This window comes from Paenibacillus sp. FSL R5-0486 (genome assembly GCF_037975155.1).
Lineage (GTDB): Bacteria > Bacillota > Bacilli > Paenibacillales > Paenibacillaceae > Paenibacillus > Paenibacillus amylolyticus.
In genome coordinates this window covers 6,726,208-6,740,923 of sequence record NZ_CP150237.1, presented here as the reverse complement: position 1 = coordinate 6,740,923, position 14,716 = coordinate 6,726,208, and the positions used below count along the sequence as shown (strand labels likewise).

The following is a 14,716-nucleotide window of genomic DNA, read 5'->3' as shown; positions in this document are numbered from 1 at the left end:
CCGTGAACAAAGTGTCCGTTCGCTTACAAAACCGGTGTGCTTGCCGTATAATGATGGCATTCAAGATGTACAGAATGGTGGAATGAACGATGCGGTCAGACCTGGAACAATTGCAGGAAGAAGCTGAACGGTTTATATATACATGTTATGAAGAGCTGGGCCATTCGCGCGAAGACGCAAAGGCCCGGCTTGTTGCCGTTATGGGCGAGATCGAAGTAACGGGTACCTATGTGCATACCACAGAAGAGTTGGAGCAGGGTTGCAAAATGGCATGGCGGAACAGCAACCGCTGTATCGGGCGGCTGTTCTGGGATAAACTTCGGATCGTGGACGCCCGTCACGCCGATACGGCAGGAACGGCAGCGGATGCTGTGCTAAATCATATCCATGTGGCATCCAACGGAGGCAAAGTAATTCCGATGATTACTATCCTTCCAGCGGATGGGCCGAATGGTGCTCCGGTACGACTTTGGAATCATCAGCTTATTCGATATGCAGGATATGAGACGGAGCAAGGCATTATTGGAGATCCTGCTTCGGTGGAACTGACCAAGGCGGCGATGTCACTTGGCTGGCAGGGGGCAGGTACCTCATATGATGTGTTACCGCTTATTATTCAGGCACAGGGACAAGCTCCAGAGTGGTATGTTGTGCCAGAAGAAGAGATTGTGGAAGTGATGATTGAACACCCGGAGCGGGAAGAGATTGCGGAGCTTGGCATGCGCTGGTACGGTGTACCGATGATTGCCGATATGCGGCTGGAGATTGGTGGTATATCCTACCCGGCAGCGCCGTTTAATGGTTGGTATATGGGTACTGAGATTGGCGCCCGTAACCTGGCGGATACGTTCCGGTATAACAAGCTGCCTGCGGTGGCGGAAGCGTTTGGATTGAATACGTCGAGTGAAACGACGCTGTGGAAGGATCGTGCGTTAGTTGAGCTGAATGTGGCTGTGCTGCATTCGTTCAAAAAAGCAGGTGTGAGCATTGTGGATCACCACACGGCGGCAACGCAGTTCGATTTATTTGAACAGCGGGAGGAAAAGGCTGGACGTGAGCTAACCGGAGATTGGGTGTGGCTGATTCCGCCAGTGTCCCCGGCGACAACGCATATTTTCCACAGCTCCTATCGCAATGAGATCGTGAAGCCGAACTTTTTCCGTCAGGATCAGGCGTATACCCTGAAAGATGGCGTGGCATCTGCCGCAGAACTGCGAAGCAGTGAGCAGCAGAATGCACAGGTAGAGAATCACCAGCCGCAGGCCGGAGATGCACCAATGAAATGCCCGTTTGCACACTAAATTGTGCAGACGGGTTATTTTTTGTGATCCTTTTTTATCAAACGAAGGGCTTTAAAATAGGAAAAAAATGAAAATATTCTTTCTCTATATGGAAATATATAACACCCCTATAATGAAGCCATGACTTTGACTTCACATAGGGGAGGGGACAATCCATGGGTTATATTGAAATGTTGCGAGGAATGGTTGGCAATGCTCCTGTTATTTTGGTGAGACCGAGTATATTGATCTTGAACAAGACAGGTGAGATTCTATTAGTTCGACATCTGGATGATACGTGGGGAGTACCAGGTGGAAACATGGAGCTCGGCGAATCGGTGGAAGAGTCAGCAATAAGAGAGGTCAGAGAAGAGATTGGGATAGAGATCAAGAAACTTCATCTGTATGGCGTCTTCTCAGGAAAAGAGTTGTACACGAAATTAAGAAATGGGCATGAATACTACAATGTGGTCATTGGTTATATTTGCACGGAGTATGAGGGAGAACTGAAGCCAGATGGGGTTGAAGTTCTTGAAGCAGAATTTTTCAAACCAACGGAATTGCCTGAAAGGACCGACCCTTACTTAAAAAGAAAAATTCAAGAAAATGCAGTACACATAGCAACATTATTGGGAAAAATATAATCGAGAGGTTGCCACCGAAACGGTTTATCTCACGAGTTTGTAAAGCTTACGAACCGAGCGCGCCTTACAGGGCGGATTAATTGTGGAATTGTAATTTAACGAACTTCAGTGGCGATATATCGGCATTAACCTGCCTGAAACCGATGAGGGAGCACCATTTCGGGGAAATAGTACTTCTGTGATTCGTTAAAATACCGCCCTGTGGAAATTGAAGCGAATAACACTTGTGTAGTTCGTTAGAAAATAAATACGCCAATAAAGGGATGCCTCCGTCATATTCATGACTTGTGGGACATCTCCCTTTTGCATTTACACTCGCCTTGTCTTGTACCGACTGCGCATCACAGCCTGAACTACAATGGCAACAGCAATCAGCACCAGATTGAACACAAACACGGAGTACAGCGAGCCAACTTCCATAAGTAGCGCTGCAACCAGTGGAGACACGATGGAGCCGATCTCGGCAGCAGAGACAATTTTGCCTATGACAGAACTTCGACTCTCGTCCGGGATATGATCACCAATATGAGCAAAGAACGAATCCATGTAACATGCACCGCCAACCCCGCCAATCAACATGCCAACGTAGACCCATAGATGGGAGGACGTGCTTAGAAATACAACAACTTCGATTCCAATCAGGAACATGCCGAGCATGCAAAGCAACAGACGATCGCCCATCCGGTCAGAGAGATAACCAACAAAGGGAGCAGCGGCAAGCGTAGAAATCCCGGAGACGGTGAAGGCGAGACTGGTGGCAAACGGGTCCCAATGCATGATGTGAGCTGCATACAGTGCAAAATAGGTGAGAAATACGGCATAGGCGCTCATCTCCAGAAAATGTACCGTACCGTAGCCAACAAGCTGTTGCCGCCTGGTGAACCCTGTGTATGGGCCAGTTGTTGTTGATTCGGGAGCTTGGTTGGATTGGGAGGTTAAGGAGGTATCCGCAGCTTGCGTATGCAGTGCATCAGATGTTGTTGAAGGTAAAGGAGGGGTGTCATCCGTGTGGAGCACCGGGTGTGCTGAGTTGACCAGAGGTTCCTGCTTAACAACACCCGAAGGATCTTCTAATAGATGATCACTTAACGTATCACCGGATTTAAGATTAGCTCTAGCTTGTGCCGTTGTCTTCATCCCCATCGCAGCAACCACGGCCATCAGACAACATACGGTAACGAGTAAAAAAGGCACCGACAATGGCCAGTGCAGCGCGAGCCAGCCACTTATGACCGGACCGAGCACCATGCCGCCGCCCTCACTACTGCTGATATATCCATTGTACAGGCCGCGGTTGTCTACATTACCCTCATCTCCGATGATGGAACGTACGACCACGGTAAGGCCCGTGGAAGCGAGCCCCTGTAGAAGTCGGAGCAGGCCGAATAACACCGCAGCAGTAGACAGCGCGAAGCCGCCCATACAGACAGCCAGCAGGATCAGCATCAGGATGAGAGCCTTTTTACCACCTAGTTTCTTATAAATTGCCGCTGCTGGAACGCCACCAATTACTTTCCCCACATAAAAGAGTGCAAAAATAACCCCCATCATCCAGCCGGACAGGCCGAATTCCTCAATAAACAAAGGAAATAGGGGCAGGATCATGAATCCGCCCATCTGACTTAAGAAACAAATGGTCATCAGCAAAGGCAGGTTACGACGAATATCCAAGAGCCAAGACTCCTCTCACACATAAAATGGAATCCTAAAATCCTTCATTTACTCCATATGGGTACGTATTATCGACATTACCCGTAATGTATGCAGAATTTTTGAAAATAAGAAGAAATGACACGCGGCGTTTACATCAAAACCATTGCGGATATACCTGAATCATATATAATAGATGGGTTATCTATAAGGATGCATGAACGAAAAGTGTACAGACTTAAGAGGTACCTCAAGTATAAGGGGGCGATGTGAAGCATGTCAGAACAACAACCGATTATCCGCTTCGAAGCGGTGACTCAGCAATACGACCAGGATGAAGCCGTATTGAAGGCGGTCAGCTTTGAGATTGAGCGGGGTAAATTTTATACGCTTCTTGGCCCATCGGGCTGCGGGAAAACAACGATATTGCGGCTGATTGCCGGTTTTGCGGAGCCGACACAGGGCAGTATTTATTTTAACGGTGCGCTCATCAACCGAGTGCCTGCCCACCAGCGGCAGGTGAATACCGTATTTCAGGATTATGCGTTATTTCCACATTTGAATGTATTTGAGAACGTAGCCTTTGGTTTGCGAATCAAAAAGATGAAAACGGCTGAAATTCGCAGCAAAGTGTTGGAAGCCCTCAAATTCGTCAATCTATCCGGGTATGAAAACCGGGAAATTGGCGAAATGTCCGGCGGACAACGACAACGTGTCGCGATTGCACGCGCGATTGTGAACGAACCTGAAATTCTGCTACTGGACGAGCCGCTTTCGGCACTTGATCTGAAATTACGGACCGAAATGCAGTACGAGCTACGGGAGCTGCAACAGCGACTGGGCATCACGTTTATCTTTGTTACGCATGATCAGGAAGAAGCCTTGGCGATGTCCGACGAGATTTTTGTCCTGAATGGCGGCGTGATTCAACAGAGCGGTACACCGAATGATATCTATGATGAGCCGATTAACCGCTTTGTAGCAGACTTTATCGGTGAATCGAACATTGTATCGGGCAAAATGAAGCAGGACTTTGTGGTGGAATTCGCTGGCGCACAGCACGAGTGTGTTGATCAGGGTCTCCAGCGGGACGAGCCGGTAGAGATTGTCATTCGCCCAGAGGATCTGGAGATTACAACCGAAGACCAAGGCAAACTCAAGGTCAATGTGGATTCCCAGTTATTCCGCGGGGTGCATTACGAGATATCCACGTACGATGATGCGGGCAATGAGTGGCTTGTTCATTCAACCAAGAAAGCCGTTGTCGGCGCACGGATTGGACTGTATTTTGACCCGGAAGCAGTACACGTCATGCGCTTTAACGAGACCGAAGAAGAGTTCGACAAACGACTCGAAGCCTACCAAGAGGCCGCTCATGCAGACTAAGGCCAGCACACGCAATGCGTATCTGATTCCATATGTATTATGGATGGTGTTGTTTGTTGTGGCGCCGGTTCTGCTGGTCATCTATTATTCGTTCTTCGATGTGGAGGGTAACTTCACGTTTGGCAACTACGCCAGATTCTTCACACCGGTGTACTTGCAGATGACGCTCAGTTCGTTCTGGTATGCATTTCTGATTACGGCGTTCTCACTGCTGATCTCGTATCCAACGGCGTATATGCTGACCCGGACGAAGCACAAGCAGCTATGGTTGCTACTGATCATTCTGCCAAGCTGGATCAATCTTTTGCTAAAAGCGTACGCCTTCATCGGCCTGTTCGGAACGTACGGTCTGACCAACTCCCTGCTTGAAGTGGTGGGTATTGGTACACAGCAGATTTTGTTCACCGATTTCAGCTTTATTTTTGTCTCGGTGTACATCTTCATTCCATTCATGATCCTGCCGATCTTCAATGCGCTGGAAGAGATGAATCCATCGTTGATCTATGCGGCGCGTGATCTGGGAGCCTCATCGTGGCTGACATTCCGCCGAGTTATCTTTCCACTGACGATTAGTGGAATAAAATCAGGCTGTCAGGCTGTATTTATTCCTGCGCTGTCTCTGTTCATGATTACCCGCCTCATTGCGGGAAACCGTGTAATTACACTGGGAACAGCGATCGAACAGCATTTTCTCGTCACCCAGGACTGGGGGATGGGTTCAACGATTGCCGTCTTTTTAATTATTGCGATGGCGATTATTATGTTCCTGACTGGATCAGGCAAGAAGGAGGTGCGTAATGGGAAGAAACGGAAAGCTGTCTAACGTCTATCTAGCCGTTGTATTCGCCATATTGTACGCACCGATTGCGTATCTGATCTTCTATTCCTTCAATAGTGGCGGCCACATGCGCAGCTTCGAAGGATTCACGCTTGAATGGTACAAAGAGGTGTTCGCTGATACTCGGCTGCTCATCATTGTGCTGAATACATTTATCATAGCGCTCCTGTCATCAGCGCTCTCGACGATTCTTGGTGTAGCAGGAGCACTGGCGATCTACCATGTGCGTCGCAAACGGACCAAGAACACGCTACTGTCACTCAATAACGTGCTCATCGTTAGTCCGGATGTCATCATTGGTGCATCGTTCCTGATTCTGTTCACCATGATTGGTATCAAACTGGGCTTCACTTCGGTTCTGCTGTCTCATATTGCATTCAGCGTACCAATTGTCGTGATCATGGTACTGCCGAAGCTGCAGGAGATGAGTCCAACTCTGATGGATGCGGCACGCGATCTGGGTGCTGGTTCATGGCAGATTCTGACGCGTGTGGTGTTGCCATACGTGAAACCGGGTATTTTTGCCGGATTCTTCATGGCATTGACGTACTCGCTCGATGATTTTGCAGTAACATTCTTCGTCACGGGTAATGGATACTCCACACTCTCGGTAGAGATATACTCCAGAGCAAGGCAGGGCGTTTCGTTGTCCATCAACGCTTTGTCCACCCTATTGTTCCTGCTCACGGTGTTGCTGGTGGTTGGATATTACTTCATTAACCGCCGTGCAACACGGATACCACCCGGAGGAAAGGGGCTACGTCCATGAAGCAACTGGTACGGACATTTGCGATTGTTTTTGTGGCCGCCTTTGCCCTGATGATCCTGGCTTCGTATCTGAATAAGAGTCAGGGGTATTCTGGCGGCAACACACTGACCATCTATAACTGGGGCGATTATATCGACCCCGATCTGCTCAAGGAATTTGAGGACGAGACGGGCATTAAGGTCATCTATCAGACGTTTGACTCCAATGAAGCGATGCTGACCAAGATTGAGCAGGGCGGTACTACGTTTGATGTGGCGATTCCTTCCGAATATGCGATTAGCAAAATGAAAGAGGAAGACCTGCTCGTTCCAATTGATCACAGCAAATTGACTAACCTGAGCAACATCGATCCGCGGTTCTTGGACTTGTCCTTTGACGAAGGCAACAAGTACTCGATCCCTTATTTCTGGGGAACAGTGGGGGTTGTGTTCAATCCCGAACTGGTGGATGGATTGACGTTTGATAGCTGGAACGACCTGTGGGACCCGCGTCTGAAAAACCAAATCCTGCTCCTTGATGGCGCACGCGAAGTTATTGGGATGGGATTAAACAGTCTTGGGTATTCTCTGAATGATACCAACGAAGACCATCTGCAAGAAGCGCTGAAGAAGCTGTCTACATTGACACCAAACGTCAGAGCAATTGTCGGAGATGAGATCAAAATGTTACTCGCCAATGAGGAAGCTGCAGTTGGACTTGTATGGTCCGGAGATGCATCCGAGATTATGGATGAGAACGACAAGCTGGATTACATGGTGCCGGAAGAAGGCTCGAACCTCTGGTTCGATAACATGGTAATTCCGAAGACAGCGAGTAATATTGAAGGGGCTCACCAGTTTATCAACTTCATGTTGGACCCGGATCATGCCGCTCGCAATGCGGAGTATGTCGGGTATTCCACACCAAACGCCGAGGCACTTAAGCTGCTGCCAGAGGACATCTCGGAGGATGAACGTTTCTATCCAGACGAGACACTGACAGGCAAGCTGGAGGTCTACGATAATCTGGGCAAAAAAATGCTCTCGCATTATAACGACCTGTTCCTGGAGTTTAAAATGCACAGTAAATAACCGCCAATAACGTGTGCACAGTTCGTTAGATTTGCAAAAAAAACAAAAGGGGTCTTGCTCGTCATTTCATTTGAATGACGAGCAAGACCCCTTTTTTATTACTTACTTCAGAGCAATAGCGCTTGAAGTGCCATATAAGATGAACATTTAAGATCACACGTTAACGGAGGGGACAGAACAAACGAAGGAAGCGAAGCGGTCGCCTTTATCAACGGATTTTCCCATTGCTAGATGGGATTCAAAAAAATCCGGGGATAACAGCGATCCGAAGTTGTGCTGTCACCGCAGTGACTCAGTTAATCGCACCCCATTCATCTTATATAATTGCCACTACATGCGTTTTTTGCGACCCACCATGATCCATGCCCCACCCATAATCAGCACAATCGCCACGAACGGTTGGATAAAGCTCAAGCTGCTCAGCATCGTGCCAATTGACATCACAGCGAAGAATAGCAACGATATCACCGTAAGAATGTTGATGGGGATCAGCAACCATTTGTTGCGACCACCGAACCAATACAATTCGAATAAACCAACAGCAACAGCAAGAATGAAGCCCGGCCACATTGTACTCCAGTTGTTGAACAGCATGGCGATCTGACAGACGATACCAACCGTGAGCAACAAGCCACCAGGAACCAGTAGTCCAACCCCTCTGCCAATCATGGAGAAGTAGAGCCAGTGGAAGAACAGTCCTAGTGGAATCACGAATAACGTGGGCCAGAAAGTCGCAAAGATCGTACCCGGACCGAGTGAACCTCCCTGGTTCAGAATCAGGTACACGCCCAGCAAAATGAGAACAGGCGCAAGGATCGTACGTTTAGCCATAATATCTCTCCTTCTTAATACAAGATCAATTTTCCGAACGGTTGTATGTAGAGCAATTACTTTCGTTATTCACAGCATACCATGAACTGGAAAACTCTATCCTCCGTCTTTGGAGTTAAAATGAACCTAGACCAAAGTCTAGGTAAGCATTTTGGGCAACTACCTCTCCCTAGATGAGGGTGTAGTTGAACATACTAAAAACCCACTCTGTTGAAGAGTGGGTTCTGTCATTTTTTTATACAAAACGAAACTTGTTATTTCACCACATCCGAATGTTTCTTGCCCCAGCTGTTCACACCGTCATCCTCAATAATGGAGATGGCAGCGTCGGCGATGTCGGGGTTTGTCATCAGTTTCTCCTGAATACGGAACTTGATGTCATCCGCATCGGCAAGACTGAGTCCTTTGGTCAGTTCAATCAGACCTTCGACATGATAATAACGGCCTTCCTGAATGATACGCATCATCTGAATGTCAGCAACGTGTGTGTCTGCGAGAATAGTCTGGGACACTTTGTCCTCAATATCCTGCGGAGCCGCAACACCGATCAATCCGATCATATTATCGTAACCGACACGGAAGGCTACAGCGATCATCAGACATCCAATAATCGTTGTCACAATGCCATCGAGCAATGCAAAGTTGGTCAAGGCAATCACCACGACGGAAATCAGCGCAAGCAGGGCACCGAGTACAGCGACAACATCTTCGTAGAACACGAGACGGGTTGGCGGTGCAGCACGGCCTACATTTTTAATGGCAGCAGGGACCAAGGCAAATCCGGCGGCTTTGGGTGCGCGTGCTTCTTTTAGAATTTCCTTCATGGCTTTGATCAGAATGGCCCCGTCGATCAGAATGTTCAGAACAAGCACTCCGATGTTAATCCATAGACCGCCGGTATGACCAACAGGATGCTGCAACAGATGGATGCCTTCATGGATTGTCTCATAGGCCATAATGGTAACAACAATCACGGCGATCATGCAGAAAATGTTAATGACCCGTCCGAATCCGGTCGGGAAGCGGCGTGTAGGTTTTTTCTCGGACAACACACTTCCGACAAAGACAAACCCTTGGTTAATGGCATCAGCGAGTGAATGCATCGCCGAAGCGAACATGGCACCACTGCCACTGAATAGGAAGGCTCCCCCTTTGCACACAGCAAGTACGGCATTACCTGCCATCGCTACGGCGGAGGATGTATTTCCTTTTTTGACGAGAGACATAAAGCTCTCAGACTTCGGTTGTTCAGCCACTTCGTATGTTCCTCCCAGATTAATGTATTAGGTGTAGAAAAGGCAGTCTTATCTATACAGCATGTGCATTTCCACTAAATGTTATTATAACCGCTTTGACATATCCCAGCATTATGCAAAAAAGGTCATATCATCATGCGCATTTCAGTACTCAATGGCTTCCAAGGCACGTAAATTGCGGTTGGATTGTTCCAATAGTTCCGTAAACGTCCCAGCGACATAATATACAAAATCCGGGTCATGCACGTACATAATAATCTGTCCAACCGTTCCTTGCTCTGTCGGATCAAAGTCGAACATCAGATACAGCGAACCACCTCCAAGCATGCCAAACGTGATCCATTTCTTTTGAAAAAGGTAGGGTTTGATTCGGGGATCAAGCTCACTGATCTCTTCTTCGGTAAAATAATCATCCATGCGGTTCTCCACCAGCGTGGACTGCTCCTTTTGAATTTTTTCCAGGGATAACAGGTAAAATGGCTCGGATTCCCGTCCTTCCTCAAGGCTTGGGTACAAGACGTGAAAGCCATAACCACTCCCATTTTTACGTTTATAAAACGCACGAAAATCAGCAGGTAATCGAATACCTTGTTCCTGCTCGAATGCGTCGAGCTGCTCATCCGTCACGCCTTCAAACTCGCGATACGCCTCCAAGAGCTCCCGGTTCTCCTCATCCTGTACCTTCTCCTCCAGCAACATATCCAGTTCTTCCATCAATTCATATATACGCTGTTCTGGCATCCAATTCCCTCCGTATGAGCTATTCAGATAATATGGTGAGTGATATGCGAGCAAACTGTGCCTAATTTCACCTCATATTATAGTTATAATCCGGAAAAGCACACAAGAAACCGAAGTCCTTGCTTACGTACTACAATGGTCTCATTATTTAAAGGGCGGTTGTTGCATATCAGCACACCTGTCTCCATTCCAATCGATTACGTACAACCATCATGAAAGTCACTCCTAACAAAAAATAAAGCGTGGGTTACAGGGGCAATCCCTGTAACCCACGCTAATTATTTATCTACTTTATAAATGAAACTATCTTTTACACGAAAACGTAGAGGACAGAAATAACCTGAAGAAGCGAAGTGTTCGCCTAAAAGCTTTCTGCAAGAAAGCTACATCGGAAGCATAAGCTTATCACCAGATTTTCACCTTTATATAAAGTAAATAAAAAAATCTGGGGATAACAGCGATCGGAAGGTTGTTCTGTCATCGGAGTAGCGAGTGTAAATACTTTAGTTCGTTTTACATAGTTCTCTTTAATCAAACTTCCAACAGGACAAGCTCAGGTTGCCATACTGATAGGCTTTGAATAGGAGCGTTGCCCGCTTGTTCTGATCTCCCGCACCCATGGCGAGTAACAGCGGTACAAAATGCTCCGGCGTAGGCACGGCAGCTTGAGCTGAAGGTGCCAGTTTATCATAGGAGAAGAGGGACTCCGTATCCCAACTCACCAGCTTGTCATGTAGCCAGTTGTCGAACTCTGATGCCCACGGGTCAACGCCGTCACTTTCCCAGTTCAATCGACGTAGATTGTGGACGGTTCCGCCGCTACCAATGACCAGAATGTCTTGCTCACGCAAGGAAGCGAGTGCCTGTCCAACCTGATATTGCTGCTCACCTGTCAGATAGCGATTCACGGACAAGGCAATTACAGGAATATCCGCATCCGGGTAGAGTAGGCGTAGAACGACCCAGGCGCCGTGATCCAGGCCACGAACATCATCCGTTTGTACCGGGATCCCAGCTTCTGCGAATAGGCGCTCCACTTCCGCAGTGGTTTCTGCCTGTCCTTGAGCCGGGTACTTGATCTGATACAGCTCGGGCTGGAAACCTCCGAAATCATAAATGGTCTCATAGTTGGCTACCGAGGATACAAGCTGAGTTGTGGATTCCCAGTGAGCAGAGAACAATACAATTGCTTTGGGTTTCGGCAGTTCCTGTCCAAGTTTTTGCAAAAATTCGGTGTACACATTCTCCTCCAGTGCCAGTGATGGGGCACCGTGAGCAATAAAAAGAGATGGCATCATTATGAATTCAGTCCTTTCGGGTCTTCGGTAGTCAGATTTGCATCCGTCCGAAGCCAGTGTTGGAATTGTTGATATAGTTCGGGGGTCACCTGGTGTCCACCGTTGTAAGGTACATATGTGACGTGATTGGTGTGTTGACGGAAGAAATTGGCGTTATCTTCGCCCAGTTGCAGCGGGAATAGATGATCCTGATCTCCATGCGAGATGAACACAGACAGCTCCGAATCGGGGTGCAGCATGTACTCGGCTTTCACAAATTGCGGGATGTACCCACTCATCGCTACAATTCCTTTAATTGCATCTCCCATCACCAGCGATAGGGTCATTGACATAATGGCGCCCTGGCTGAATCCGGCGATATAACGCCGCGTGGGATCAATAGCATATTTGGCGGACAGATCAACAATCAACTGTTGCAGTCCCAACACGGAGGCATCATACAATTCACGGATAGGGTTGCCAATGCTTTTGATCTGAAAATAAGCATAACCACTACCCTGAACGATAGGTCCACGGATGGCGACGATAATGAAATCAGACTGCATAGGCTCCATCAAACGAAGCATATCTTGCTCATCTGATCCCATACCATGTAAGGCGAAAATTACGGGATAACGTTGATCTGGATTGTAATGAGACGGTAATCGGACTTCATGTATATAAGGAGAATTCATTGAAACCACCACCTGAAGAGGAATGAGTTAAATATATCGTTCCGACAATAAAGTTCACCAATATGAAATAAATATTCTTATTTATAAACAAAATTTATCATGGTTTCATTGTAGGGTCAATACTTTTTTTGTATGATGAATATATGTTGTTTATAAGAGACCTTGAATGGTTCTACAATAAATGCCGTTGCGCGTGGTTCATATTTTATTCCCGAGGACGTGATCAGGATGTTAAAGAGTATCGTGCCTATTTTGAGAATATTTGATGAAAATAAAGCTAGAGAGTTTTACCTTGAATACCTGGGTTTCCAATTGGATTGGGAACATCGATTTGAGCAAGAAATGCCCTTATATATGCAGGTTTCGCTCGATTCCATCGTGATTCATCTCTCCGAACATCATGGAGATTGTACACCTGGAGCTGCCTTGCGCGTGGAAACAGATAACTTGGATACATTCCATGGTGCACTTCGTCAGAAAAAGTACAAAAATGCGAGACCCGGTATAGAGGAAACACCTTGGCAATCAAGGGAAATGACCGTGACAGATCCGTTCGGAAACCGAATTATATTTGTTGAGACAAGTGCCGAATAGATAACCTGAAGAAGCGACGCGTACGACTGGTGTCTTAAATAGATCAATAGAAGGGGAGGGACGCCATATGGATATTGGCTTGGCTATTCGTACGATCCGCAAACAGAAACAGATTACGATCATGCAGATGTGTGAGGGCACGGGGTTGTCCAAAGGTTTTATCAGCAACGTGGAAAATAACAAAACGTCACCTTCCATTGCTACGCTTGAAAGTATTGCGGATTATCTGGAAGTGCCACTTCCCTATTTGCTGCTGACACCGGAGCAACGGATGAATGTGGTACGCAAGAACGAGCGCAAGGAGACGACAGCCGGAAGCGGACAGATCAAAGTGCAGCATCTTACAGCCAAAGGTGCGATGCGTATGTCCATTGTAGAGTTGCCGCCAGGTGCATCGACCGGGGTGAGCAAACACGCGGGAGAAGAGAGTCATCTTTTATTGCAAGGCATGATTCGTGCGCAACAAGGTGAAGATGTGGAAGTTCTTGAAGTGGGGGATTCGTTTACCTGGAATGCAATCGTGCCCCATGAAGTGACCAATATCGGTGAGGAACCTGCGGTGGTGCTCATTGCGGTGTCCAAAGAATTGGGTCTGGATCATCTGTAAAATACAAAAAGGACGGCTCCCAAGTCATGAACATGCGAACCTGCATACATGTACAATGGGAAACGTCCTTTTATATTTCTAACGAACTGAGCGAACCCTATTAGATGATTCTAAGCAGATCTCGAGATGTAACGAATCTCAGGCGCTTTATTTCACTGCTGTGTGTGTAATTTGGCTACATTCCACAGAATTCTGGCGAGATAACCTCACAGTGATTCGTTACGTTTCTCATTTCCTGCAAAAGAGTACAATAAGGTGCGAGAGATTCCTTAGAAAGGTCAGAAGCACCTGTCTATTGTGGATTAGTTGTCCAGATGCCTGCTGTTTTAACGAAGACACGGTCGGACAGCTTGAGCGTTGCGAGTGCAAGTTCAGCTACATCTTCCGCTTGCATCATGCGATCTTCGTCGCCAATTTTCAGTCCGGCATTGGTCGCAAGCTCCGTATTAACGGTGCTTGGAGTCAGTGCCGTTACACGAATGTTGGACTTGCGCACTTCCTGCATCAGAGATTCGGTCATGCCAAGCAATGCAAACTTGGACGCGCAGTATGCCGAACCTGTAGCGAATCCGCGCTCACCTGCAGTGGAAGCAATATTGATAATGCTGCCGCTACTTTCCTTGATCATGCTCGGAAGGACAGCGCGTGTAACGTAATATGTACCCATAACGTTAACATGCAGGATGCGCTCCCACTCTTCCGGCTCCATCTCCATGAACGTTCCGAACTTTCCGATCCCCGCATTATTGATAAGGATATCCACCGCACCGAGTTCCATCTCGATGGCTGCTACAGCGGCTTCGGCCTGCGTGCGATCCGAGATATCTGCTACTGCACTGGTTACTTTCACACCGTATTCTTGACTCAGAGACTGTTGCAGAGCCTGAAGATCGGAAGCGGTACGTGCAATAAGGCCGAGGTGCACTCCTTCTTTGGCAAGAGCTTCAGCGATCGCACGGCCGATACCTTTTCCGGCACCTGTGATGATCGCTGTTTTATTTTTAAGTTCCATGTGGGTAATTCCTCCTTAGAAATGGACTAGCATTCAATTATACTATTATTACCCACAGTTCGGAAA

At 47.5% G+C, this 14,716-nt stretch carries 15 protein-coding genes; 8 read left to right on the top strand and 7 right to left on the bottom strand.

Translation table 11 applies throughout. The features are described from left to right. The first annotated feature begins 89 nt into the window (after positions 1-89). Both MKY01_RS29775 and MKY01_RS29770 read left to right on the top strand, forming a co-directional pair. Complete coding sequence (locus MKY01_RS29775) at positions 90-1,301, top strand: nitric oxide synthase oxygenase (protein ID WP_339284604.1); 1,212 nt, start codon at positions 90-92, stop codon at positions 1,299-1,301. A gap of 155 nt (positions 1,302-1,456) precedes the next feature. Continuing rightward, the gene (locus tag MKY01_RS29770; RefSeq protein ID WP_253503897.1) at positions 1,457-1,924 is read left to right on the top strand and encodes an NUDIX domain-containing protein; all 468 of its coding nucleotides are present in this window, start codon (positions 1,457-1,459) and stop codon (positions 1,922-1,924) included. A gap of 309 nt (positions 1,925-2,233) precedes the next feature. On the opposite strand, the gene MKY01_RS29765 is transcribed toward MKY01_RS29770, so the two are convergent. Then, entirely contained in the window at positions 2,234-3,595 is a 1,362-nt protein-coding gene (locus MKY01_RS29765) for an MFS transporter (protein WP_339284601.1), read from the bottom strand. A 255-nt stretch (positions 3,596-3,850) separates the two neighbouring features. Between MKY01_RS29765 and MKY01_RS29760 the strand changes: the two genes are divergently transcribed. The 4 genes from MKY01_RS29760 to MKY01_RS29745 are packed head-to-tail and all read left to right on the top strand — an operon-like array spanning position 3,851 to position 7,637. Next, positions 3,851-4,960: an ABC transporter ATP-binding protein gene (locus MKY01_RS29760; protein WP_036612848.1), complete on the top strand. Its 1,110-nt coding sequence runs from the start codon at positions 3,851-3,853 to the stop codon at positions 4,958-4,960. Continuing rightward, positions 4,950-5,783, top strand: coding sequence for an ABC transporter permease (locus MKY01_RS29755; protein ID WP_339284600.1), 834 nt, complete (start codon positions 4,950-4,952; stop codon positions 5,781-5,783). The genes MKY01_RS29760 and MKY01_RS29755 overlap by 11 nt, the downstream gene beginning before the upstream one ends. Then, positions 5,758-6,567 carry an ABC transporter permease gene (locus MKY01_RS29750; protein ID WP_315371113.1) on the top strand — a complete coding sequence of 270 codons (810 nt, stop codon included), beginning with the start codon at positions 5,758-5,760 and terminating at the stop codon, positions 6,565-6,567. The genes MKY01_RS29755 and MKY01_RS29750 overlap by 26 nt, the downstream gene beginning before the upstream one ends. Further along, positions 6,564-7,637, top strand: coding sequence for an ABC transporter substrate-binding protein (locus MKY01_RS29745; protein ID WP_036667861.1), 1,074 nt, complete (start codon positions 6,564-6,566; stop codon positions 7,635-7,637). The genes MKY01_RS29750 and MKY01_RS29745 overlap by 4 nt, the downstream gene beginning before the upstream one ends. Positions 7,638-7,967: 330 nt before the next feature. Here MKY01_RS29745 and MKY01_RS29740 read toward each other — a convergent pair whose 3' ends face one another. The 5 genes from MKY01_RS29740 to MKY01_RS29720 all read right to left on the bottom strand — a co-directional run bounded on the left by MKY01_RS29740 (position 7,968) and on the right by MKY01_RS29720 (position 12,437). After that, a complete protein-coding gene (locus MKY01_RS29740) occupies positions 7,968-8,468 on the bottom strand; it encodes a hypothetical protein (protein WP_036667859.1) in 501 nt (166 codons plus the stop codon). Between the two features lie 254 nt (positions 8,469-8,722). Next, positions 8,723-9,724 (bottom strand): cation diffusion facilitator family transporter, encoded by a 1,002-nt coding sequence (locus tag MKY01_RS29735; RefSeq protein WP_143781454.1) that lies wholly within the window; start codon positions 9,722-9,724, stop codon positions 8,723-8,725. A 144-nt stretch (positions 9,725-9,868) separates the two neighbouring features. Then, positions 9,869-10,465, bottom strand: a complete 597-nt coding sequence (locus tag MKY01_RS29730) for an SMI1/KNR4 family protein (RefSeq protein WP_339190883.1) — start codon at positions 10,463-10,465, stop codon at positions 9,869-9,871. A gap of 527 nt (positions 10,466-10,992) precedes the next feature. Beyond that, the gene (locus tag MKY01_RS29725) at positions 10,993-11,763 is read right to left on the bottom strand and encodes a class III extradiol ring-cleavage dioxygenase (RefSeq protein WP_339284599.1); all 771 of its coding nucleotides are present in this window, start codon (positions 11,761-11,763) and stop codon (positions 10,993-10,995) included. Then, on the bottom strand, positions 11,763-12,437 hold the full coding sequence (locus tag MKY01_RS29720) for an alpha/beta hydrolase-fold protein (RefSeq protein WP_339284597.1): 675 nt from the start codon (positions 12,435-12,437) through the stop codon (positions 11,763-11,765). Before MKY01_RS29720 ends, MKY01_RS29725 begins: the two co-directional genes overlap by 1 nt. A 228-nt stretch (positions 12,438-12,665) precedes the next feature. Here MKY01_RS29720 and MKY01_RS29715 point away from each other — a divergent pair, with 228 nt between their 5' ends. Continuing rightward, positions 12,666-13,031 carry a glyoxalase superfamily protein gene (locus MKY01_RS29715; protein WP_339284595.1) on the top strand — a complete coding sequence of 122 codons (366 nt, stop codon included), beginning with the start codon at positions 12,666-12,668 and terminating at the stop codon, positions 13,029-13,031. A gap of 67 nt (positions 13,032-13,098) precedes the next feature. Then, entirely contained in the window at positions 13,099-13,638 is a 540-nt protein-coding gene (locus MKY01_RS29710) for an XRE family transcriptional regulator (RefSeq protein WP_339195950.1), read from the top strand. 292 nt (positions 13,639-13,930) lie between these two features. On the opposite strand, the gene MKY01_RS29705 is transcribed toward MKY01_RS29710, so the two are convergent. Next, positions 13,931-14,650, bottom strand: a complete 720-nt coding sequence (locus tag MKY01_RS29705) for a 3-ketoacyl-ACP reductase (RefSeq protein ID WP_036612827.1) — start codon at positions 14,648-14,650, stop codon at positions 13,931-13,933. Positions 14,651-14,716 lie beyond the last annotated feature (66 nt).